This window comes from Synechococcus sp. H55.10, from assembly GCF_047502715.1.
Lineage (GTDB): Bacteria > Cyanobacteriota > Cyanobacteriia > Thermostichales > Thermostichaceae > Thermostichus.
Window position 1 is genome coordinate 1 of sequence record NZ_JANSJJ010000040.1, and the last position, 21,959, is coordinate 21,959.

Consider the following 21,959-nt stretch of genomic DNA (forward strand, 5'->3'; position numbering starts at 1 on the left):
ATCCCTAACTCCCCTCTCCCTCAGGGAGAGGGGCCGGGGGTGTTCGCGCTAGCGGCGCGGAGCGCTTGGGTCGTTCCTCAGGGAGAGGGGCCGGGGGTGAGGGCAGCGGCGCAGAGCGCTTGGGCTAGCCGGCTAAGTTGTCGAGTTGCTCTAGTTGGGATAAATGCGCAAGCGGCGGTTGGGCTCTTCCCCAAAGCTTTGGGCCCGCAGGTGATAATGTTCCACCAACTGGTGTTGGAGCTTGCGGATCAGAGGCGAACGGGGCAAAAGTTCCACCGGCTGAGACTTGGGAATGACGATCTGCTCCACTGCCAAGCGGGCCTCTTCCAGAGCTTCCGTTTCGTCGCCCGAGCTGGCGCGAATGAACAGCTCCAGGTCGGAATCAGATCCGTCTTCGCTTTCGATGTTGAGGATGTGGCGCAGGGCGCGGGCCAGGGCGATCAAAGTATTGGCCTTAACAGTATGAATCGGGATCTGGCGGGAGTGGGCCAGTTGCTGGATCTTGGAGCGGCTGCGCACCTGGGATCGCAAAGCCAAGACAATATCTGCCCCATCCAGGTCTTTGGTGACCTCCGCCGGCAGTTTCAAAGTCTGGATCACCTGCTCCAGATGGAAGCGGCTCACTCCGTAGGGGTAGATCATCAGCGGCTCATCCGGATCCCACTGCCGCTCTGCTGGAGCCAGAGCGGATCCCTCCCAGTCCAAATCTTCTTCCTCTTCGGCTGCTCCGGATTCAGCCACGACCTGAACCGCAGGATGGGATCCCGCCGGCGTCGGCGGGACAGCGTCCTCCCGCTTGTCCAAGAGCAGGCTTGGCTCTCCTCGCTGTCGCGAACAACCTTCGAGCGGTTCTGATCGCGTTAGCGGGACGGAGTCCTTGGGCAGAGATTCCATCCGTCCAGAGCGCCGCCATCCACCTCGCTCCCGTGCTGCACCTGCAGGGGGCCATTGGGGGCCGGCTAGAGCCGGGCGCTCGATCACCACCTGGCCGTGTTCGTCCAGGCTGCGCGTTTGGGTCAGGGGCTCGCGGTTGCGCAGGAGGCGATCCACGGTGGCGGCCACATCTTCATGGATGACCCAGCGGGATCGCTCCAGCATTTCGACGGCAATCTCAAACGTGGGTGGGGCTTTGCGCTCCAAGACACTCTTTTGAGAGCCCCGTCGCCGTGCCTCCTCATCTCCCAAGGTGACGGATTGGATCCCGCCTACCAAGTCCGAGAGGGTGGGATTTTTGATCAGGTTGTCGATGCGGTTGCCGTGGGCGGTGGCCACCAGTTGTACCCCCCGTTCGGCGATGGTGCGAGAGGCCAAGGCTTCCAATTCGGTGCCGATCTCGTCGATGACCACCACCTCGGGCATGTGGTTTTCCACAGCCTCGATCATCACCTTGTGCTGCAGCTCTGGGCTGGCCACCTGCATCCGTCTGGCTCGGCCAATACCCGGGTGGGGCACGTCGCCATCGCCGGCGATCTCATTGGAGGTGTCGATAATAACCACTCGTTTGCCCAGCTCATCCGCCAGCACGCGGGCAATTTCCCGCAAAGCCGTGGTTTTACCCACCCCCGGTCGGCCCAGCAACAGCATGGAGCGACCCTGCTCCACCAAGTCGCGGATCATGCTGATGACGCCGATAACGCAGCGACCCACCCGACAGGTGAGACCGATGATCGTGCCTTGGCGGTTGCGAATGGCACTGATGCGATGCAGGGTAGAGGCGATGCCCGCCCGGTTGTCACCGCTGAACTCTCCAACCCGACTGATCACTTGATCCAAGTCGGCTCGGGTGATCACCTCTTCTGAGAGGTAATCGGCAAAGCCAAGGAAGCGGGCTTCGGGGCGGCGACCCAAATCCATCACCACTTCTACCAATCGATCCAGGTGGGGATGCTGCTCTAGGCGCTCGCGAATCGGAGCCGGCAGGATATCCAGAAGTTTGCTCAAGTCGTCGCTGTATTGAACCTGGCCGGGAAAGCCAGTGTGTTCGCGTAAGCGGTGCGGATCCGCCAACGGATTTGGGGTTGAGGGCTGTGCGGGAAAACTCATGGCTGAGCAAGGTCACTAAACGCAGGAAAAACAGGTTTGTTTGCAAGCAATGGATCGCCGCTTCACTTGCTGCACCAACTGCTTGGCCAACGGGATCCCCGCCGCCAATCCAGGATTGCATCCTGGCTCCGCTGGGCTCGGCCCTTCCAGATGGGCCGCTACCAACTGTCGTGCGTAGCTGCCAAAGGCCACCCCCGCCACCGGCCAATCGGGATCCAACAGCGACACCGTTTGGGCATTGGTTCCGCCCGCCAGTTGCACATAGCCGGGCAAACCCATGGCCAGCACCTTTTGGGCCAACTTCAGGGTGGCTTTGCCGGTGCCAGCGCCAATATCGCCACTCATGGGCCGGCCATCCACCTGCCAGATCAACACCTCCGGCAAGGGATCCATCAGGGCCAGCAGATCCCTCAAGTAGGCCTCCAGGCCCGGGCCATCGTTAAAGCTAATCGAGATTGCCTGGAGGTGAGGTAGCCAGGGCTTCAGGGATCCCCACAGTTGCTCGAATGACCTCTGACGACCGATGCAGGTGTGGATCTCCACTGCCTGAATGCCCAACTCGAGCAAAGGCGGCAACACCTCTGCCAAAGCAACTTGATAGCCGCAGGTGGCAATGCGCCGGTGGGGGCAAACCGGCTCACAGCGCCCACAGCCATAGCACAGCTCTGCCTGAATGTGGACTTGGGCAGGAAGGGCTGCCGGTGTCAAAGCATGGGGAGGACAGACGGCCAGACACGGCTGGGGGCAGTCGGCAGGACAGACCGGAGCCGTCAGCACCGCCTTACGGAAGTGCACATCTTCCCCGTCATTGACACTGACCATCACCCAAGGGGAGCGCGCCCGGGGATCTTCGGCTTGGGCCCATTGGATCCCTTGTTGAGCAGCCCGCACAATGGCGGGATCGGCAGCGACGTCAATGCAATCTGCCCCAGCCAGCGTGTAGAGAAAAGCCAGCTCGCGAACCGAGGGCAAGTGGTGAAAACTTGCGCCACAGATCAGCTTAAACCAAGTACCCTGTTGCAGCGAGGCGGTTGGCAAGGTCACAGGTGAGAGAAGCCGCTAGCAGGATGGTTCTGAGCTGCAGGCCATCTATCTGAGATGGTAGCAGAGAATTTTCCAGGATCCTGAGAAGATGCTCAGGCGCTTTGCAGAGGTTGCCAGCGAATGGAGCGCTCTCGGCCCAGCTCCACGACAAATTTGACCCCCTTGTCTTCCCGGCTCAGCTTCACCAGGTAAGAGAGTTCCTGTTGGCTGAGCACATGCCCCTCGTAAAACCAAAACACCAATCCTTTCGCCTTCGCGGGCAAGGTGGCTCGATACTGCTCGATCAACGCCGGGAAAAAATAGGTGCGCCGCTCCGATTTGCCCAGCGTGGCAGGCCGTACCCCATGACTGCACGTCAAATAGCTCGCCAGATCTCCGATTCCTTTGCTGGAGAGCGTGACCACCTCATACCCGGCTCCGCGCAGCCGCCGCAGGTAATGCCCTTCGGATCCCCCTTCTGGGGTCACAAAGATGGCCAGAGCCCCAGATTGCTCCAGTTGCTGCACAAACCGTGCGCCTGAGCCGACCAGCAGCATAGGAAGAACTCCATTACTCGTCTAGAGTTGGACAAGCAGCTTGCTCGAGCTTAATTGTAACGGGATTACGCCTCAGGCTGAGGATAAAAGCTGCCGATAGAACCCATAGATGGATACCTGCTCAGCTTTCGGGAAGAGGGGAAAAGGACTGGACACTCCCCCGGTTGGAAACCGGAGGCTTTACGCGGCTGTTCGTAAAGAAGAAGAGTTAAGATAAAGACAATCTGCTGGCAATCCTCCAACAACAGCCAGCGGACAAAAGCGGACAGATCCCCCTCAGCCAAGTAGAGAACGGGTTGGCGATGGCTTCTTCCGCTGTTTAGACGGTGAGGATGGATGAACCTCTCATGCGACGACGCAAGCTATTGACTTTGACCGTGGCTGGGTTCATCCCAGGATCCCTTAGCTTGGTAGGAGAGCAACGAGCAATGGCTCAACAGACCTATCCCGTCACCAAAACCGATGCCGAATGGCGGCAACTGCTCACCGAAGAGCAGTACTATGTGCTGCGCCAGGAGGGCACGGAGCCTCCTTTCCGCAATGCCTACTACGACAACAAGGCCGCAGGCATTTACGTCTGTGCCGGCTGTGGGCAGGAGCTGTTTTCCTCGGCAGCCAAGTACGACAGTGGCACCGGTTGGCCCAGCTTTTGGGAGCCGATTGCTCCCCATGTGATCGGTACCAAGACGGATTGGAAGTTGTTCGTGCCCCGCACAGAAGTGCACTGCTCTAACTGCGGTGGGCATCTGGGGCACGTGTTTCGGGATGGCCCCCCGCCCACGGGTTTGCGCTACTGCATGAACTCTGCTGCCCTCAAGTTCATTCCGGCCACCACCTAGAAACCCTCTTGGCTCCGGACAGAATCGAGCCGCCTGTCTGGGTGAACTGATGTCCGACTACACCTTCCTGGATGCCGCTTCGATTTTGCTGCGGGAGGGCCTGGAGGCTCTCCTGGTGTTGGTGGCGCTACTGGCGCTTTTGGGCAAGAGCGGGCAGTCGGCTCAGCAGCGCTGGGTGTGGCTGGGAGGATCCGCAGGCTTGCTGGCAGCGGTGATGCTGGGTCTGCTGGTGAAGCTGTTTTTCCAGCAGTTGCTCACCCACACGCGGCAAGAGGTGCTGGAGGGGATCACTGGGCTGGTGGCGGCAGGCTTGTTGTTTTCGGTCAGCCTTTGGTTGCACCGCCGGGCTGCAGTGGCTTCTTGGCAAACCTTTGTGCAAGAACAAGCGCAGGCGGCACTGGCCACCGGCCAGGTTTTTTCTTTGGCTTCCCTGGCGTTTATGGCGGTGTTTCGCGAGGGGGCGGAAACGGTGTTGTTTTATGTGGGGTTGGCCCCCGCCCTGCCGGCAAAAGAATTTTGGCTGGGGATCGGACTGGGATCCCTGATGTTGGTGGGGGTGGCGATCCTGCTGCTGCAGGTGGGGCTGAGATTGCCGCTGCGAGCTTTTTTCCGGGGCCTCAGTCTGCTGGTTTTCTATTTGGGCTTTAAGTTTTTGGGTAGTGGCCTGCACGCTTTGCAGGTGGCGGACTGGCTGCCGGTCACCCCTCTCATCGGGATCCCAAAGTTGCGCTGGCTGGGCCTGTATCCCACTTGGCAGACGCTGCTCCCCCAACTGGTGCTGCTGGCGCTAGCCTTTGTCTTGTGGGTTCGGGCTCATTCGGCCCAAAAACTTTCTTCGTGAAAAGACGCTCCTGCAAAGGCGGTGGGGATCCCATCGACCTTCTGGAGAGTTCCGATCCTAGCTTCGATGGATGGCAGCCAAAAGTGGCCTTCTAGCCGCGAAGGGCAAAGCCTACCGGCAAGGATCCGGCAGGCTGGTGAATCTGGCTAGGGATTCCCAGCAGCAAACCCCGTCGATCGCTACGCAATCAACCGAGATCATCTGCAGGGCTCCCAGGAACTAGGTGTCGTAAACCCGGCACTCGACGGCATCTGGGTTTTCGGCGCAGTGCTGCTCCAGGCTGCTGGGAGTTTTGGGCTGGTGGCTGCGGGCTGCCAGCACCTCCTCAACGGCATCCCAAGCGGCACGGCAGTGGGGATCCCCTTCGCCGTACTCAGAGCAGACGTTGCGAGCATTTTCCAGTTCTTTGGCGATGACTTCAGACAGTCCCATGGTCTCAAGGCTCCTTTAGACTAGATGGGGCCGATGGCCCGCTGGATAGCCGATTGACGCAGGTCAGCAGGGATCGGATGTGGCTGAGGATCAACTGGTGGGAACCAGCCAATCCAAGTGGGGAATGAGTCCAGGATAATGACCCTGTGTCAATCGAATTGAACACGTGCATACATTACCTATTCTAGACAGGGGCGCCGGCGAGGTGCAGCCACCCTTTTGCGATCTCTTCGGGATCAGTGAGACCTGAAGGCGCCGAACAGTTGTCCAAGCTGTTGCCGCACCTGCTCTGGGGATCCCTGATAGCGCACCCGTCCTTCGGAGAGGAAAATTACTCCGTCCGCCCACTCCAGTTCCGCCAGCCGATGGGTGACCCAGAGGGCGGTGATGCCCTCTTGATCCACCAGTTGACGGATGCAGCGCAGCAACTCCGCCTGGCTATCGGGATCCAACAGAGCGGTCGGCTCGTCCAAAAGCAGCACTTCGCTGCGTCGGGCCAAGGCCCCCGCCACCGCCACCCGTTGCTTCTGTCCGCCGCTGAGGCCGTGGATGGGCCGGCGGATCAGGTGCTTGAGTCCCACCTGTTCCAAGGCTGTTTCCACCCGCCGGTGAATTTCCGCCCAAGCCAGAGCCTCTGCCCCCAAGCCAAAAGCCACATCGGCCCCCACTGTGGGCATGAACAGTTGGTGATCCGGGTTTTGAAACACATAGCCCAGCCGACCACAAATTTCCAGGTGACCTGAAAGAGGCTGGGGATGGGTCAGGGATCCGGACAACAGTTGTAACAGGGTGGACTTGCCGCTGCCATTGGGCCCCAACAGCATCCACAACTGGCCCTTGGGAATGGCAAAACTGCACCCCTGCAAGACCGGCGGACGTTCCGGCCAGGCAAAGGTCAAGCTCTCCACCCGAATGGCCACCTCAGACATGGGGATCCCTGGCGGTAGAGAGAAAAGAGCCGTCCTCAGCCTTGCAACTGGGCCAAAAAACCGGGACGGGCTCCCATGGGGCTGGCGCCACCCGACTTAGAGGTCATTTGCACACCACACAGCTCGCCGGTGAGCAGGAACACCTTTTTGCCGGTGCGGTCGCAGGTCAGCTCCAAGCTCTGAGGGGAGCCGTTCTGCAAAGCATTGACTATGCTTTGGTAGGCCCGGTTGGCCGCTTCCTCCTCTTTTTGGTGGACAACGATGGGGGCAGGGTTCCCTTTCAGAAGCAATTCCAGAGTATACATGGCTGACCGTTGCGTAGTGGGCCGTGGATAGGGGACGCCATCCTTTTCCAGTATTGCAGGTTGAGCCAGGGTACCGGCAGGATCAAAAAATGACGGGGGAACTTCCCTCGCCAGCTTAGGCCAAGCTCCCGCCGAGAAAAGGCAGCAGGCTGATCAGCAACAGGCCCAAGGTGGCCAGGGATCCGGCCAAAAAGGAGAGGGATCGCCCGATGGGGATGTCAGCGATGTAGAAGAAGTTGTAGAGCAGCCGTGCCAGCAGAAACACCCCACACAGCACAGCTACCCCTTCGTCGCCGCTGAGGCCAAAAGACCAGGGATCCGGGTGAGGGCCGGTGATGTAGGCGATCAACGCCGCTGAGGCAAACATCCCAAAAGTCTCAAACCCGTTGGCATGGGCCCAGGTGGCCCGCTGGCCGTAGGGGGGTAGCCTATCGAACATAGCCCGAGGCGCATGCAGGTCGTAGCCGACGCGGGCCCGCGCATAGCCCACCACCCCCATGGGCAAGTAGACCAAGAGCATGGCTGCCGCGATGGAGAAGAGGGGAACGGCTGCGAGAGGAAGACTTGGCAACATACAGACAGGCAGAAGAGTGGAAAAAGCCCGACTTGGGTAGGGGCTACTGCTGAGAAAATAACACCCAGACGATTATCCTATCGGACTTGCGGCCTGAGCAGAAGCTGGAATGCTCGACCTAGGAGATCCTGCGGATTTGTCGGCGGCGCTCCTCATATTCAGCGCGGGTGATCAAGCCTTGCTGCAACTGACTTTGCAACTGCTGCTCGGGATCCCGGACTTCCCGATCTTGCGCACTGGTCCAGTCCAGCTCGATGAGATCCCGGTTGAAGCGAAAATCGAAGTCCTCATTGGTCATGGTGAGCAACCATAGCCCTTCCAGCAAACAAAGGGCGCGTACCCCGTAGCTGAGGATCTGCAGCGGGATGGAAGGAACGAACACCATCAACCCCAGCACCAAATAGCCCCAGCCCCAGCGTCGGTGGCCCATGTAAAAACGCTGCAGCCCTGGGATCAGCACCCCCAGCATCGCCAGCCAGCCGGCTGCCTCGCGAACCAAGCGCTGACGTTTTTGAAGAGGGGTATTGGAGCCTTCGCTCTCGGCCATACTCTGCCCTACCTACGCCTGGCCCCAGGCTAGCTCAAGTTTACGCAGCTCTGCAGAGGGGGAGGCAAGCTACAGTTGAGCAGGATTCTGCCGCATATACTTTATGGGGGCAGATCTGGGGGGAACATGGCGGAGCGGGAGCTGGCGGTGGCAATCTTGGCAGCGGGCAAGGGCACCCGCATGCGGTCGCAATTGCCCAAGGTGCTGCACAAGCTGGGATCCCTGTCTTTGATCGAGCGGCTGCTGCGCACGGTGCTGTCTCTGAAGCCCCAGCGCTGTCTGGTGATCGTGGGGTATGGGCAGGAGCAGGTGCGACAGACCCTGCGGGAGTACCCGGTCGAATTTGTGGAGCAGGCCCAGCAACTGGGCACCGGACACGCGGTGCAGCAGCTTCTACCCGTCCTGGACGATTTTCAGGGGGATCTGCTGTTGGTCAACGGGGATGTGCCTCTGTTGCGGGTGGAAACCCTGCAGGCGCTGGTGGAACGCCACCGCCAAGTCCAGCCGGATGTGACCTTGCTCTCGGCTCAGGTGGTGGATCCCTATGGCTATGGGCGGGTGTTTTGCGATGCTCAACAGCGGATCCTGGAGTTGGTGGAAGAGCGGGACTGCACCCCGGCCCAACGGCAAAATCGCCGCATCAACAGCGGCGTCTACTGTTTCCATTGGCCGGCCCTGGCCCGGGTGCTGCCGAGTTTGGAGCGGAACAACGCCCAGCAGGAGTACTACTTAACCGATGCCGTCAAGCGGGTGAGCAAAGCCATCGCCCTGGATGTTGCCGACCCGCAAGAAATTGTGGGCATCAACGACCGCCGCCAACTGGCCCAGGCCCACCAGATTTTGCAGGATCGCCTTAAGGAAGCTTGGATGGAAGCCGGGGTCACCTTTGTGGATCCCGAGAGCAGCAGCCTGGAAGAGACGGTGGAATTGGCCCCCGATGTGGTGATCGAAGCCCAAACCCACCTGCGCGGGAGGTGCCGCATCGGGCCGCGCACCCGCCTGGGGCCGGGCAGTTGGATCGAGTCCAGCACCATCGGCTCCGATTGCCACATTCTCTACTCGGTGGTCAGCCACAGCCAGATTGGGGATCGCGTCTGGGTAGGCCCCTACGCCCATGTGCGTCCCCACAGCCAGATTGGCGACGGCTGCCGCATCGGCAACTTTGTGGAAGTTAAAAACACCCAGATTGGCTCCCACACCAACGCCGCCCACCTGGCCTACCTGGGTGACGCCAAGCTGGGATCCCAGGTCAACATCGGCGCCGGCACGATCATCGCCAACTACGACGGCCAGCAGAAGCACTTTACCGAAATCGGCGATCGCAGCAAGACCGGCGCCAACTCGGTGCTGGTGGCCCCCCTCAAGGTGGGATCCGATGTCACCATTGCCGCCGGCTCCACCATTCCTGCCCGCTACCCTGTGCCTGACGACTGCCTGGTGATTGCCCGTGCCTACCCGGTGGTCAAGCCCGGCTGGCGACCGGGGAGCGCTGCTGCTGAGCGCCAACAGCCTCTACCCACGGGATCCCTCAAGATCTACCCCCTACGCCTGCTGCCCGGCCAAGACCTCAAGCAGGAGCTGGAGCGCTTTGCCCGCCAACAACCTTTGCAGGCAGCCTTTGTCCTCAGCGCCGTCGGCAGCCTCAGCCAAGCCACCCTGCGCCTGGCTGACCAAACAGAGGATCACCTCTTGTCGGAATGCCTGGAGATCCTGTCCCTGAGCGGATCCCTGTGCCCGGACGGCGTCCATCTCCATCTGGCTGTTGCCGATGCCCAAGGCCGAACTTGGGGAGGGCACCTGCGCCCCGGCTGCCTCATCTACACCACCGCCGAGATTGTCCTTGCCGACAGCCCGGAGTACCGCTTCTCCCGTCAGCCGGATCCGGCCACCGGCTACTTGGAGCTGCACATCCAAAGGGTGGCAGAAGCAACCCCGCCCTCTCCCCAGAGGGCAGATGAGACAACGGCGGGGATCCCTTCTTGCCCGCCGTGAGCCGCGAGCGGCTGTAGATAGACGGTATAATGGCCAACATCTAGCATTGAGTCATCAGCACCTCGTTTGGCAATCAAGGGTTGCTGAATAAACTCGGCGATTGGGGGTACCCGGCCATGCCCCGAATGACCACTGCAGATGAGCTGCTGGCAAACTATGCCGCCGGCGAGCGCAACTTTCAAGAATCCAACCTGGTGGGCGTGGATCTGGTACGCGCCACCCTGCAGGGGGTGAATCTGAGAGGGGCCAACCTTTCCTTTGGCAAGCTGAGCGGGGTTAACTTGCAGGAGGCGGATCTGCGTGGAGCCGATCTCAGCTCCGCCAACCTGATGGGGGCCAACCTGCGCGGTGCCAACCTTTGGGAAGCCAACCTCATTGGCGCCGATCTCAGCTTTGCCGATTTGCGGGAAGCCAACTTGCACGGGGCCTACCTGTGGGAAGCCAAGTTAACCCGTGCGCAACTGCAGGGATCCGACCTGAGCGGGGCAAAAATAGGCGGAGCGGTGCTGACCGGTGCCGACCTAAGCGGCGCCATCCTGCCCGATGGCACAGTGCGGCCCTGGCCTGCGCCGTCGGCCAGCAAGGCAGAATAGAACTGTTGCGACGGGATCCCTCATGTTGCTGCTGTTCCACTTGGTCTTGACGGTGCTGCTGGCTTTGGGAGTGGCAGTCCTGGCCGGACAAAACCCCACTCCCCTGACCGTCCATTTTTTAATGTGGCGCTCGGTGGAGCTGCCGCTGGGATTGCTCATCGCCGCGGCCATCGGCCTGGGGCTGTTGACGGCGGGGCTGGGCTCTCTTCTTTGGCCGGGGCGCAGTTTTTCTCTGACTGCCCGCCAGCTCCAGGAACGGCTGCAGCAACTGGAAAGGCAAGATCAGCCGCCTGCCTAGAGCGCCATCTTTCGGGAGTTGCCCTGGCCTTTGGGGTTTGAGTCCGGGATCCTGTCCGATTTGGGTAGGTTATCCGGCTGCCGGGTTGGCGCACGCCTTTAAGATAGGGCGTAAGCTGAGAAAGGATCCTTATGGCACCAGCGGCGCAAGCACGAGTAACCACCATGCCTCATTCTCAAGCTTCTTCTCCGAACACCTTCCCCGAAGATCCCCGCGCCCTGCGCAAGGCTCTGCGCAGCTCCAGCACCTACTTTGCCAAGGGGTTTGAGGAGCACAAAGACCAGGCCCAACGGGAGCTGCAAACCACCTACAAAAGCCCTCTGGTGGAGCAGATCCGCGCCCAATCTTACCGCTATCAACAGGGGGATATCACCATCCATCTGGCCAAGGCGTTTGGCTTCTGCTGGGGGGTGGAACGGGCGGTGGAATATGCCTACGAGGCGCGGCGCCGCTTTCCGGATCGCCAGATCTGGATCACCAACGAGATCATCCACAACCCTCTGGTCAACCGCCACCTGCAGGAGATGGGGATCCGCTTTGTGGAAAAAGGCCCCGACGGCAACAAGGACTTTTCCCAGATCCGGCCCGAGGACGTGGTGATCTGGCCTGCCTTTGGGGCCAGCGTATCGGAGATGGCGTTTTTCCGGTCGCAGGGCAATGAGATCGTCGATACCACCTGCCCCTGGGTGTCCCGCGTCTGGAACCAGGTGGACAAGCACCGCGCCGCCCAATTCACCTCTGTCATCCACGGCAAGTACAACCACGAAGAAACCGTGGCCACCAGCTCCTTTGCCCAAAAATATCTGGTGGTGCTGAACCTGGAAGAAGCGCAATGGGTCGCCCGCTACATTTTGCAAGGCGGAGATGCGGCAGAATTTCGGCGGCGCTTCGGCAAGGCCACCTCTCCCGGCTTCGATCCGGATCGGGATCTGGAGCGGATCGGCATCGCCAACCAAACCACGATGCTGGAAGGGGAAACCCGCGCCATTGCCAAGCTGTTTGAGACCACCATGCTGCGCAAATATGGCCCCCAGGAGCTGGACAACCACTTCATGAGCTTCAACACCATCTGCAACGCCACCCAAGAACGGCAGGACGCCATGTTCGAGCTGCTGGAGCGGACCTTGGACGTGGTGGTGGTGATCGGCGGGTTCAATTCCTCCAATACCACCCACCTGCAGGAAATTGCCCTGGCCAAGGGGCTGCCCTCTTTCCATATCGATGGCCCCGACTGCATCCAACCCCCCAACCGCATCCGCCACAAGCCCCTCCACCAAGACCCAATTGTTACCGAGGGTTGGTTACCCGATGGGCCGGTGCAGATCGGCATCACGTCTGGCGCCTCTACCCCAGACCGGGTTGTGGAAGCGGTGATTCTGCGCATCTTTGCCCTACGTGAAGAACCCCAGCGGATCCCTAGCTAACTGTGTGATGACGGGATCCCTTTCCTCTTCCCCCTAGAGCCACTTTGGCGTGCTCACCACCCTTTTTCAGGTTTATCTCCCCCTGCTGGGCTGGACGCTGCTGGGGTTTGTCCTCCAGAAAAGGCTGCCCACCGGCTGGAAGCGTTGGCTGGATCCCCACGTTCTGGGCCGGTTCATGTTCTGGGTGGGGGTGCCCCTGGGCACAATTGGATTTATCCAGAAGGCGGATCTCTCCGGCCAGATCTGGGTGGCCCCTTTGGTCTGCTGGCTGGCAACCGGGCTGGGGTTTGCCCTGGCCAACGCCTGGCTAAGATGGCAACACCATGCCTGGCAGGGAAAGAACGAGCGGGATCCCTGGCTTTGGAGCAGAGCACGGCGAGGAAGTTTTTATCTGGCGGCCACCTTAGGGAATAGCGGCTATTTGGGTTACCCCATCTGTCTGGCGGTGGCCGGGAGCGCCTACTTCGGCTGGGCTTTGTTCTACGATTTGTTGGGTACGCTCTTTACGGCCTATGGGCTGGGGGTGTGGGTGGCCAGCCGCCACAGTCCCTCTCGCCCTCGTCCCCGGCAAACAGCGATCCGACTGCTGAGCAGCCCCACCCTTTGGGCCTTCTTTGTCGGCTTGGCCTTGGCTCGCCAACCCCTGCCGGGGTGGCTCTCTCAAGGCTTGGTTGCCTTTGCCTGGAGCACGATTCCCCTGAGTCTGATCATCTTGGGAATGCGGCTGGCTCAAGTGAAGCGCTGGGGATCCTTTTTCCCTGCCGCAGTGGCCCTCTCGATCAAAATCCTGCTCGTGCCTCTTTTGGTAGGGATCGGCCTCGCCTTTACCCCTTATCCATCCTTGGCCAAGCTGGTGCTGACCCTGCAGGCGGGCATGCCCCCCGCTATCGCCACCCTGGTGCTTACGGAAGAATACAATCTGGATCGGGAGCTCACCGTAGCCGCCTTGGCCGTGGGCTACTTGGCGGCTCTGTTCACCTTGCCCCTTTGGCTGTGGTTATGGGGATTCTAGTAGGCCAAGTGAGAGAGGGTCTGCTCCAGGTAGCGATGCACCAGACGATCCAGCTCCGCCTCCTGGCTGGGCAGCTCCCGCCCCTGCAGCCATCCTCGAAACCCTGAGCTTTCCACAATGGCCTGCCGCAACGGCTTCCAGACGGCTTGCTCGCGCAGGGCTGCATCGGGTCTGAGAGTAGAACTGGTCATGAGAGGAAAGAGAAGAGGGTGAACAGGAGTGATTCACCTTCAGAATAGCTTGGATCCCGGTTGGCTTTGGCTACCTAGGATACAAATCTCCCCTCTCCCTCTGGGAGAGGGGCCGGGGGTGAGGGTCATCCCTCTGGGAGAGGGGCCGGGGGTGTTCGCGCTAGCGGCGCGGAGCGCTTGGGTCATCCCTCCGGGAGAGGGGCTGGGGGTGAGGGCAAAGAGCCCACAAGCCCAGGGATCCCTAAACAAACAATTGGCTGCGCTGTTCGACCCGCAAAGTTGGCCCCAAGGCATTGAGCAGCGAGACGCCGTAGCTACGGGTAATGATGCGGCTATCCAAAATGGCCACCCATCGGGTCGGCGAGCTGGAGTCTTGGCCCGCATGCAGGTTTTGCCGCAGGGGCGCGACGGCCCGTTGCAACTGGGCAGCGGCCACCGGCAAAAGGTACTGACGGAACCAGTCCTGCTGAGTGCGTTGCAGATGGTGCACCCGTCCGGCCACCCTGGGATCTTCCACAGAGGGAAAAGGCAAGGTGACGATGGCCAGCAGCTCCGGGCAGGGCAGGCTGGCCTTGTGGTGCAGCCAGTGGAGCCAGTCGCAGACCAAGATCCCTCTTTCTCCCGGAGATAGGCTGTTCACCCGCACCCGCGAGCCGAATTCGGCGGCCAAAGCCGCACCCACCTGTGCCTGCAGGGGCCGATCCGATACCAACACCGCCACAAAGCCTTGCGTCTGAGGGATCAGCTTTTTCAGCTCTTGCAGCAGGTGATCTCGAAATAGAGGGTTGTTGGGCAAAGGCAGGCGCGGCAAGTAGAGGCAAAGCTCCGCCTCGCCGGAACGTGACCAACTTTCGCCTGAGGCAAATCGCAACGGCGTCAGATCCGGCAAGCCCAACCGTTGCCGATAGGTTGCTGCCTGACGATCCAGATCCAGCGCTTCCCCAATAATGACCACCGGCTGTGTGGCCCAAATGGGTGCCAGCCGATCGTGCAGAGCTGTCGGGCTGTGGTGAAGGGTGAGGCGACCGGTTTCTCGGTCGGTTTCCGCCCACCAGATCCAACTGGAAACAGGATCCCTGAGCCGCCGGCGGATCTGATCCCAAGGATCCGGCAACCAGCCGGGGTAGCCCACCAGCAAAGACAGCGCAGCATCCAGGTGAACCTGTTCATCCGCATGCAGCAGGCAGCGGCAAAGCGGTCGCCGCAAAAGCCGCAGAGCCAAATTGACCTGCGCCTGAGAAAGCTGCTCAGCTTCGGCGGGGAAGATCTGCCGGAGCTGCTGCCAGTGGCTGGCTTCCAGGGTCACCGTCAGCGCTTGGTAGGCCCAATCTTCCAAGTCTTCGGCTCCATCGAGGATCAGAGGGATCCCCGTTGGCACTTCCGAGGTATCTTTTCTCAGGCGAGCCTGCAGCCAATCCAGGGGATCCACCAACAGCAGCCCCCGAAAATCGGGCTCCGGCCAGCGGTCTTTTTGCAGGACGGGCTTGTGCAACTGCAGGGTCTGTTGTAGCCAGGGGATCTCTTCCCCCAAGATTTGCGCCTGCACGGGCGCCGGAGCGCAGAGCAACGTGGCATCCGGCCACATCAGAGCCGGCAGCAGATAACTGAGGCGGTGCTGGCCCCCAGCAGGCACCTGAATCAAGGTGCTGCGACCCAACCGCAGCCCCCGCGCCACCATGCGGGCCATCGTCAACTGATGGGGCCACACAGCTTCGGGAGACTGCCGCAAAAGCTGCCGCAACTGTTGGTGAACCTCAACTTCGATCACAATCAGTACACCGGGGGTCTGCCACAGACGATAGGGTGAACTAGCCTATTCTAGGGTAGGAAAGAAAGCCAAATCCTATCTTTGGGGTGAGCGATGTCTGTCACACGGACGGGATCCCTGCTGTTGGATCGCTCTGACTGGGGCCGCCTGCGCCTGCAAGGATCCCCGGGCTTGGATTATTTGCACAGCCAGAGCACGCAAGATCTGAAAGCCCTTAAGCCCGGCCAAGGGGCGGATACGGTTTTCGTGACCTCCACCGCCGGCATTCTGGATTTGGCAACGGTGTACGTGGAAGAAGCAGACTGCTGGATCTGGACTTCACCCCAGCGGCGCAGCCTGCTGATGCAGAATTTGGGGCGTCTGTTGCCCTTTGTGCGGGGGGCAAAGTTGGAAGATGAGACCGACCAGACCTTTGGCTTTGGGTTAATCGGCCCGCAGAGCCAGGCCCTCTTGGAGCAGGTGTTGGGCCCAGAAGGGATCCCAACCAGACCTTATGAGCACCGCCGCGTGGAGATCCAAGGGATCCCTGTCCATCTGGCTTGTGGCACGGGCCTTGCCCAGCCGGGATTTACCCTCTGGGGGGCTAGCGAACACAAAGCTGCCCTTGCCGAGCGCCTGCTCCAAGCCGGAGCGGAGCTGGCCCCACCTGAACTTTGGGAAGTCCTGCGCCTGGAGGCCGGTCGCCCCGCCGCCGACCGAGAACTCACCCCCGACTACAACCCCTTGGAAGCTGGTCTGTGGCACGCCATTTCCCTCTCCAAAGGGTGCTACATCGGCCAGGAAGTCTTGGCCAAGCAAGTGACCTACAAACGCATCCGCCAAACTCTGTGGGGGATCCGCGTCCAAGGAGAAGTCCTGCCCGGCACAGCGATTTTGCGGCAGGGGGAAAAGATTGGGCTGCTGACCAGTGCCGGCCCCGCTGCAGCGGGATCCCTGGGATTGGGATATGTGCGCACCAAGTTCGAGCCTGCCGAAGGCTTGCCAGTGGAAGTAGGCCCTGTGCCAGGGATCCTCACCCGCCTGCCCTTTCTGAGCTTTCCGCCTGTTGTTTAACCTTCGAGGAGTTCAGCGGGGAGCTCCAAGTCCCGCGCTCTGCCCAAACAGTGAACGTCGAGATACCTGGACTCTGGCATTCCCCCTGGCACGCTAGGCCAACAAAGGGGTTGAGCCAGACTACATAGTCATTCAAATAGCAATGAAACCTTTCTCTACGTCGTTACTGCCGCGCAACGCTGTCGCGAACGCGCAGCTCCCCTCTCCCTCTGGGAGAGAGGCTGGGGGTGAGGGTGTCCCTCTGGGAGAGGGGCTGGGGGTGAGGGGCCGTTGGTTTACCAACTGCGGGGCTACCCAAAGCCCGCACTCATGCTGACGCCTAGAGTGCGGGTAGTTTACTTGCTTCCCCTGCTCGCCAACCCGGCGGGCGGCGGCTCGAATGGTGGGATTGGGCGGGTTGGGAAGTGCCCCGGGACAGCTAAGGGAAACTCCATCGTTGGCAATGGCCGGAAAAGCCCAACAGGGATGTGGGAAAGCCGGCGCCGTACCGCTTGCAGTCGGTGACGGGAGAATGTCACGATTGTTTTTAGGATCGTTCGGGTTGACGTGGGGCAGCAAGTGAGCTGGACATGGCTATAAAAGAAGAGGTTTTTTTTGAGGGTGGCCCTCACAGTGGCGATTTGGTGTTGAACTCCTTCATCGGGGCCACGCTGGTCGGCCTGCCTTTGTTTGTGGGAGCACTGGTGCGCAAGCTCTGGGTACACTACCGGATTACCAGTCGCCGCATCACGGTGATCGGCGGCTGGGGCGGCAAGGAGCGCTCTGACGTGATCTACAGCGAGATCGCCAAGGTGGTCATCGTGCCACGGGGCTTGGGCGTCTGGGGAGATATGGTGCTCACCCTCAAGGATGGCAGCCGCTTGGAGATGCGGGCCCTGCCTCGCTTCCGCGAAATTTACAACTATATCAACGAGCGGATCGACGAAAAAGCCAAGCAGGTGAGCGGCCCGATTGGCCAAAAACGCCGTCTTGTCAAGTCCTGACCGTGCCTATCCCTTCCCGTGGCCGTCGTCCCCACTCTCCCAAGCCGGGATCCTGCCTGGCCTGAGCGCCTGGCGCTGGTGCACGAGTACCTGATCTGGCCAGGAGGATCGGAAAAGGTTTTGCAGGAGCTGCTGACCTTTGCTCCGCAGGCACCTCTGTACGTCAGCCTTTTTTCGGCTCACACTTTGCCGCCGACTTGGCAGAAGCTGTCGATTCACACTTCTTTTCTGCAGGGCTGGGCCAGATGGCTGGGGGTGCTGCGCCGCAACTACCATGGTCGCCTCAAGTATCTGCTGCCCTGGATGCCCTTGGCCTACGAGAGCTTCGATTTCTCCGCCTATGACTGTGTGATCTCCAGCAGCCATGCCTTTGCCAAAGGGATCCTGACAGGGGCCTCAACGCTGCACCTGAGCTACATCCACAGCCCCACCCGCTATCTCTGGGAAAACCGGGAACTCTACCTGGAACGGGCGGGGATGCGGGCCCTACGTCCTACTTATGCGATCAGCCAATGGCTTTTGCACCGCTTGCGCCAGTGGGATTTTGTGGCGGCCCAACGGCCAGATCTGTTGATCGCCAACTCGCAGCACATCCGCCGCCGCATCGCCAAGCTCTACCGCCGCGAGGCGGTCGTTATCTATCCGCCGGTGCCGCTGCAGGGGTTCGAGCCGGTGGCGGATCCCAGAGCCGACTACGACCTGGTGGCGGGGCGGTTGGTGCCCTACAAACGGGTGGATCTGGCCATTGCGGCCTGTGAACGGCTGGGCCGCCGCCTGCTGATCGTGGGGGAAGGGCCGGAGCTGCCGCGACTTCAGCAACTGGCAGGGCCACGAGTCGAGTTTTTACCCCACCAGCCCCAAGACCGTCTGCAGGAGCTGCTGGCCCACTGCCGGGTGCTGCTGTTCCCGTGGGAGGAAGATTTTGGCCTGGTGCCGGTGGAGGCACAAGCCTGTGGCCGCCCCGTGGTCGCTCTCGACCGAGGCGGCACCCGCGAGACCGTCGTCCACGGCCAAACTGGGATCCTCGTTCCCGAGGCTAGCGTGGAAGCGTTGGTGGAAGGGCTGCGCCAGGCAGATCGTCGGGAATGGGATCCGCAACAGATTCGCGCCCACGCCCTGCAATTTGCCCCGCAGCGATTCCATGCCCAACTGGGATCCCTGCTGCGCTGGGCCTGGCCCCGTTTTCAGGCGGGAGAGCCGCTGCATCCCCGAGAATGGAGCGCTCAGTAGAGCCGCCGCTGCACAAAAGCCGGCAACTCGATGCGGCTGCGACTACCCCCTTCTCCCCCGGCCCGTGCAGAGGCCAAGGCGGAGCGTCTTAGGAGCTTTTCCGCCCGATCCTGCCGTTCCTCGAGGGTCAGAGTCGGGATCCCGCCGGCGGGCGTTCTCCCAGTTGTGGGGCGGACGGTGGTTGGGGAGGGAGCAGGCTGCTCAGGCGCCCGTTCCTGGTCGGGCCAGCGGTGCGCAGCACCAACCGGACGGCCAGACCTGGCCTCGACAGCCGCAGGTTGAGAGGGAGCCGACTGCCGCAGGGCGGCCAGTTGCTCCTCCAGCTCCTGGTTACGCTGCAGCAATAGGGCCACCTCTTTTTCCTGAGTTTGCGCGTAGGCGTGGGCCTGCACACACTCGGTTTTCAAAGCCATCACCTGCTGCTGCAACTTCTCGATCTGTTTTTGGCTGACCAGATGGTGGGCCTCGGCCAGTTCCCGCCCTCGCCGGAGTTCCTCCAGGGTTTCTCGAGTGGGTCGCTGGTCCAGCTCTTGCATAAGCTGATCCCGCTCGGCCCGCAGGGCGTCGAGCTCACGGGTGAGAGCCCGCACCTGCTCTTCTAGGGTTAGGATCCGCTGGGCCTGCAGAGGCTCTACCTCGCCGCTGGGATCCACCGGGGCTGCTGCCGAGGGTGGCTCTTGGCGCAAGGCCTGGAGTTCTGCTTCCAGCCTGGCAATTTGCTGGGCCTGCTCCGCCTGCCGCTGCTGGCTCTGCTGTAACTCTTCCAGGAGAGTGGCCCGCTCCGCTTTGGCAAAAGAGGCTTGTTGGCGCAGGTGCTCCAGCTCCGCTTGCAGGCGCGCCCACTGCTCCGGAGTAGGGCGTTCCTCCAACTGGCAAATCTGCTGCCGGGCCGTGGCCAGCTCGGCCTCGAGGTGGGCTTTTTCGCCCTCCAGATGGGTTTGCAGACGTTGCCACTCCGCTTCGGCCTGGCGGTGGGCAGCTTCCAGCTCCGTCCGCAGGGTTTCCAATTCCTGGGCAGAAGGCCGACCGGCCAGCTCCTGGATTTGCGCCTGCAACTGCGCCTTTTCCTCTTCCAGCTCTTGTACACGGAGCTGCAATTGGGCTTGTAAAAGCTGCACCTGCGGCAACTTGACGGCGTATTCCGCCAATTGGCCGGCCTGCTGTTTCAGCTCCAGGAGCTCCTGCTGCAGTTGGTAAAAGCGGGCCGGATCGACGCGCCGCTGCAATTCTGTCTTGAGGGTTTCGATTTCCGTCTGGCTGGTTTGCAACTGCTGCTGCAGAATGTGGTAGTGCTCCAGCGTTGGACGGCGCTCCATTTCCCACAGGAGATTCTGCAGTTCTTCGATGTGCTGTTGCTGCAGTTGAAAAGCCTCTAGGGTAGGACGTTGTGCCAGCCGCTCTCGCTCTTCTTGACACGCCTGCAAAGCTTGATCCCGCTCTTGAATCTGGGCCTGCGCTTCCAGCAGTTGACGTTCCAAGCGATGGGTACACTCAATCTGCTGCAACGACAGCGCCTCCGATTCTGCCAGGGATCGCTCCAGGCTGCGCACCCGCGCCCGCAAAGCCTTTAGCTCCTCTTCCCCTTCCATGACCACTGCTCGACAGGTTATGGGCCTTACTGTAGCAGATGGCCTGGGCGAAAATCCAGCTTGGCACTATATGTGGCGTAAATTTTTAGCTTTTTCCAAAACTGACGCTAAGCCTGTTGCCGCCGCTTCTATACTGGGGAGATGAGTTTTCGGGCTGAACCTTGTGATGAAGCTGGGATCCAAACCTTGGCTACTGCTGCTGGGTTTGCTGGGGACAACCCTGGCTAGTTGCGGTGCCGACGCGATCACCGCCAACACTCCTCTGCCACCTCTAATTACCAGCAGCGACATTCCGTCTGTAGTCAGCCGGGGCGGTTTTTTGGAGCTGGGGGTTTCCGTGTCGGTGCCGGGTCGGATCCCGGCGGAGCTGGCGTTTCAGGTGTCCTGGTCGGGGATCGAGGTTCAGACGCTATCGGCAGCCCAAGTCAATTGTGTGTCTGGAGAGGTGTCCTGTACAACCCGCTTCCGCATTCGCCCCCCCCTGAGCTTGACGCCCGGCTCCTACCTGCTCAGTTTGCGGGTCTTCGACCGGTTGGGGCAAAGTGCTGTGGTGAGCGGGACGGTGCTGGTGAGGGATCCCTGACAGAGGCTGCCAGCGGCCGCCCCAAGTTTGCAGGGGATCTCTTCAGGGGGGGGGAAACGCTTTGTTGTGGACATCCTCGGCGAACGCTTCCACCGCTTCTTGGATCGCCTGCCTCAAGTTGGCATAAGCCTTGGCAAAAGGTGGGATCCGCTCGCTCAGCCCCAGCAGGTCGTGGGTGACCAGAATCTGGCCGTCGCAGGCTGGCCCGGCCCCAATACCCAGGGTCGGGATCCCCACCTGGGCCGAGATTTGGGCAGCCAATTCCGCCGGCATGTGTTCCAGAACCAGGGCAAAGGCTCCGGCTTGCTCCAGGCTGAGGGCTTCCTGCCGCAGGCGCTCGGCCTCTGGAGTGGTTTTGCCCTGCTGGCGATAGCCCCCCAGTTGATGTTTGGCCTGCGGGGTGAGGCCGATATGGCCCAAAACTGGGATCCCTCGCTGTACGAGAAAGGCCACCGTTTCCACCATGTCGGGGTAGCCCCCCTCCAGCTTGACCCCGTTTACCCCTGCCTCCTTCATCAGCCGCCCTGCCGAGAGGAGAGCTTGTTCTTTGTGGACTTGATAGGTCAAAAAGGGCAAGTCGGCCACCAAAAAGGCCCGCTCCACCCCGCGACGCACCGCCTGGGCGTGGTGGATCATCTGTTCCAGGGTCAGGGGCAGAGTGCTGGTATACCCCAAGTTGGTCATGGCCAGGCTGTCGCCCACCAAGATCAAGTCGATGCCGGCCTGATCCAAAATCCGCGCCGTGGCGTAGTCGGCAGCCGTAAGGGCCACCAAGGGTTGGCCCGCCTGTTTGGCCTGGCGAAAGTGGTGAATGGATAGAGCAACCATATCCTCATGATCTCATCTGGGCTCCGCCGGTGCGGAGCACTTTCCCATCAACTGCATCCTGCGGGGGATTTGAGCAGGATATCCGGTTTGCCGCTAAGATGGTAAAGCCCTATGCAGACTGGAAGGGTGACAGAGTGGTTGATTGTGACGCTCTCGAAAAGCGTTGTGACTGCAAGGTCACCGTGGGTTCGAATCCCACCCCTTCCGTCTTCGAGCAATCCAATGGCGCTCAACGCTGCCAACGCCTGGTAGGGTCAGCACCCGGCCCTCTCAACCTCCGCCAAAGCCCCCGGCAGCCCTGGACTGGCTGGGATCCCTTGCTTTG

The 21,959-nt window shown here is 61.1% G+C and carries 23 protein-coding genes, 1 tRNA gene and 1 pseudogene; 13 read left to right on the forward strand and 12 right to left on the reverse strand.

Translation table 11 applies throughout. The annotated features are described in order from the left end of the window. Positions 1-150: 150 nt before the first annotated feature. From NW858_RS03230 to ndhN, 3 genes are all read right to left on the reverse strand, one after another. Complete coding sequence (locus NW858_RS03230) at positions 151-2,043, reverse strand: R3H domain-containing nucleic acid-binding protein (RefSeq protein WP_414519774.1); 1,893 nt, start codon at positions 2,041-2,043, stop codon at positions 151-153. A gap of 15 nt (positions 2,044-2,058) precedes the next feature. After that, complete coding sequence (locus NW858_RS03235) at positions 2,059-3,087, reverse strand: LdpA C-terminal domain-containing domain (protein ID WP_414333648.1); 1,029 nt, start codon at positions 3,085-3,087, stop codon at positions 2,059-2,061. 92 nt (positions 3,088-3,179) lie between these two features. Continuing rightward, complete coding sequence (gene ndhN, locus NW858_RS03240) at positions 3,180-3,623, reverse strand: NAD(P)H-quinone oxidoreductase subunit N (RefSeq protein WP_414333646.1); 444 nt, start codon at positions 3,621-3,623, stop codon at positions 3,180-3,182. Positions 3,624-4,051: 428 nt separating this feature from the next. Between ndhN and msrB the strand changes: the two genes are divergently transcribed. Together msrB and NW858_RS03250 are read left to right on the forward strand one after the other, a co-directional pair. Next, positions 4,052-4,462 carry a peptide-methionine (R)-S-oxide reductase MsrB gene (gene msrB / locus NW858_RS03245; RefSeq protein ID WP_414333661.1) on the forward strand — a complete coding sequence of 137 codons (411 nt, stop codon included), beginning with the start codon at positions 4,052-4,054 and terminating at the stop codon, positions 4,460-4,462. 49 nt (positions 4,463-4,511) lie between these two features. Next, complete coding sequence (locus NW858_RS03250) at positions 4,512-5,303, forward strand: FTR1 family iron permease (RefSeq protein WP_414333644.1); 792 nt, start codon at positions 4,512-4,514, stop codon at positions 5,301-5,303. Between the two features lie 219 nt (positions 5,304-5,522). On the opposite strand, the gene NW858_RS03255 is transcribed toward NW858_RS03250, so the two are convergent. The 5 genes from NW858_RS03255 to NW858_RS03275 all read right to left on the reverse strand — a co-directional run bounded on the left by NW858_RS03255 (position 5,523) and on the right by NW858_RS03275 (position 8,090). Continuing rightward, on the reverse strand, positions 5,523-5,735 hold the full coding sequence (locus NW858_RS03255) for a CP12 domain-containing protein (RefSeq protein ID WP_414333643.1): 213 nt from the start codon (positions 5,733-5,735) through the stop codon (positions 5,523-5,525). Between the two features lie 236 nt (positions 5,736-5,971). Beyond that, a complete protein-coding gene (locus NW858_RS03260) occupies positions 5,972-6,664 on the reverse strand; it encodes an energy-coupling factor ABC transporter ATP-binding protein (protein WP_414519776.1) in 693 nt (230 codons plus the stop codon). A 35-nt stretch (positions 6,665-6,699) separates the two neighbouring features. Next, positions 6,700-6,969 (reverse strand): hypothetical protein, encoded by a 270-nt coding sequence (locus tag NW858_RS03265; protein ID WP_414333639.1) that lies wholly within the window; start codon positions 6,967-6,969, stop codon positions 6,700-6,702. 115 nt (positions 6,970-7,084) lie between these two features. Beyond that, a complete protein-coding gene (locus NW858_RS03270) occupies positions 7,085-7,543 on the reverse strand; it encodes an MAPEG family protein (RefSeq protein WP_414337694.1) in 459 nt (152 codons plus the stop codon). A 118-nt stretch (positions 7,544-7,661) separates the two neighbouring features. Beyond that, the gene (locus tag NW858_RS03275) at positions 7,662-8,090 is read right to left on the reverse strand and encodes an SHOCT domain-containing protein (RefSeq protein ID WP_414509501.1); all 429 of its coding nucleotides are present in this window, start codon (positions 8,088-8,090) and stop codon (positions 7,662-7,664) included. 126 nt (positions 8,091-8,216) lie between these two features. Between NW858_RS03275 and glmU the strand changes: the two are divergent. The 6 genes and pseudogenes from glmU to NW858_RS03305 form a co-directional block, all read left to right on the forward strand. Beyond that, positions 8,217-9,566, forward strand: a pseudogene (gene glmU / locus NW858_RS03280) (bifunctional UDP-N-acetylglucosamine diphosphorylase/glucosamine-1-phosphate N-acetyltransferase GlmU); the annotation flags it as partial. After that, positions 9,549-10,082 (forward strand): PPC domain-containing DNA-binding protein, encoded by a 534-nt coding sequence (locus tag NW858_RS03285; RefSeq protein ID WP_414519881.1) that lies wholly within the window; start codon positions 9,549-9,551, stop codon positions 10,080-10,082. The pseudogene glmU and the gene NW858_RS03285, both read left to right, overlap by 18 nt. 125 nt (positions 10,083-10,207) lie before the next feature. Further along, a complete protein-coding gene (locus NW858_RS03290; protein WP_414333636.1) occupies positions 10,208-10,675 on the forward strand; it encodes a pentapeptide repeat-containing protein in 468 nt (155 codons plus the stop codon). Positions 10,676-10,697: 22 nt separating this feature from the next. Next, positions 10,698-10,973: a lipopolysaccharide assembly protein LapA domain-containing protein gene (locus NW858_RS03295; protein WP_414333634.1), complete on the forward strand. Its 276-nt coding sequence runs from the start codon at positions 10,698-10,700 to the stop codon at positions 10,971-10,973. A 164-nt stretch (positions 10,974-11,137) separates the two neighbouring features. Continuing rightward, on the forward strand, positions 11,138-12,397 hold the full coding sequence (locus NW858_RS03300; protein WP_414519778.1) for a 4-hydroxy-3-methylbut-2-enyl diphosphate reductase: 1,260 nt from the start codon (positions 11,138-11,140) through the stop codon (positions 12,395-12,397). A gap of 49 nt (positions 12,398-12,446) precedes the next feature. After that, entirely contained in the window at positions 12,447-13,409 is a 963-nt protein-coding gene (locus NW858_RS03305; RefSeq protein ID WP_414333630.1) for an AEC family transporter, read from the forward strand. On the opposite strand, the gene NW858_RS03310 is transcribed toward NW858_RS03305, so the two are convergent. Together NW858_RS03310 and NW858_RS03315 are read right to left on the reverse strand one after the other, a co-directional pair. After that, positions 13,406-13,600, reverse strand: a complete 195-nt coding sequence (locus NW858_RS03310) for a hypothetical protein (RefSeq protein ID WP_414333628.1) — start codon at positions 13,598-13,600, stop codon at positions 13,406-13,408. The two genes, NW858_RS03305 and NW858_RS03310, sit on opposite strands and share 4 nt — an antisense overlap. 241 nt (positions 13,601-13,841) lie before the next feature. Next, positions 13,842-15,368, reverse strand: coding sequence for a hypothetical protein (locus tag NW858_RS03315; protein WP_414333626.1), 1,527 nt, complete (start codon positions 15,366-15,368; stop codon positions 13,842-13,844). A gap of 93 nt (positions 15,369-15,461) precedes the next feature. Here NW858_RS03315 and NW858_RS03320 point away from each other — a divergent pair, with 93 nt between their 5' ends. The 3 genes from NW858_RS03320 to NW858_RS03330 all read left to right on the forward strand — a co-directional run bounded on the left by NW858_RS03320 (position 15,462) and on the right by NW858_RS03330 (position 18,634). Further along, entirely contained in the window at positions 15,462-16,421 is a 960-nt protein-coding gene (locus tag NW858_RS03320) for a YgfZ/GcvT domain-containing protein (protein WP_414519781.1), read from the forward strand. 569 nt (positions 16,422-16,990) lie between these two features. After that, positions 16,991-17,404: a PH domain-containing protein gene (locus tag NW858_RS03325; RefSeq protein WP_414333622.1), complete on the forward strand. Its 414-nt coding sequence runs from the start codon at positions 16,991-16,993 to the stop codon at positions 17,402-17,404. An 18-nt stretch (positions 17,405-17,422) separates the two neighbouring features. Then, on the forward strand, positions 17,423-18,634 hold the full coding sequence (locus tag NW858_RS03330) for a glycosyltransferase (protein ID WP_414337703.1): 1,212 nt from the start codon (positions 17,423-17,425) through the stop codon (positions 18,632-18,634). Here the strand turns inward: NW858_RS03330 and NW858_RS03335 are convergent. Then, positions 18,628-20,223 carry a hypothetical protein gene (locus NW858_RS03335; protein WP_414337705.1) on the reverse strand — a complete coding sequence of 532 codons (1,596 nt, stop codon included), beginning with the start codon at positions 20,221-20,223 and terminating at the stop codon, positions 18,628-18,630. The genes NW858_RS03330 and NW858_RS03335 overlap by 7 nt on opposite strands. 166 nt (positions 20,224-20,389) lie before the next feature. Here NW858_RS03335 and NW858_RS03340 point away from each other — a divergent pair, with 166 nt between their 5' ends. Then, positions 20,390-20,806: a hypothetical protein gene (locus tag NW858_RS03340; protein WP_414333616.1), complete on the forward strand. Its 417-nt coding sequence runs from the start codon at positions 20,390-20,392 to the stop codon at positions 20,804-20,806. A 42-nt stretch (positions 20,807-20,848) separates the two neighbouring features. On the opposite strand, the gene panB is transcribed toward NW858_RS03340, so the two are convergent. Further along, positions 20,849-21,634, reverse strand: a complete 786-nt coding sequence (panB, locus tag NW858_RS03345) for a 3-methyl-2-oxobutanoate hydroxymethyltransferase (RefSeq protein ID WP_414333614.1) — start codon at positions 21,632-21,634, stop codon at positions 20,849-20,851. A gap of 120 nt (positions 21,635-21,754) precedes the next feature. Between panB and NW858_RS03350 the strand changes: the two genes are divergently transcribed. Continuing rightward, positions 21,755-21,841, forward strand: a tRNA-Ser gene (locus NW858_RS03350). Positions 21,842-21,959: the final 118 nt, after the last annotated feature.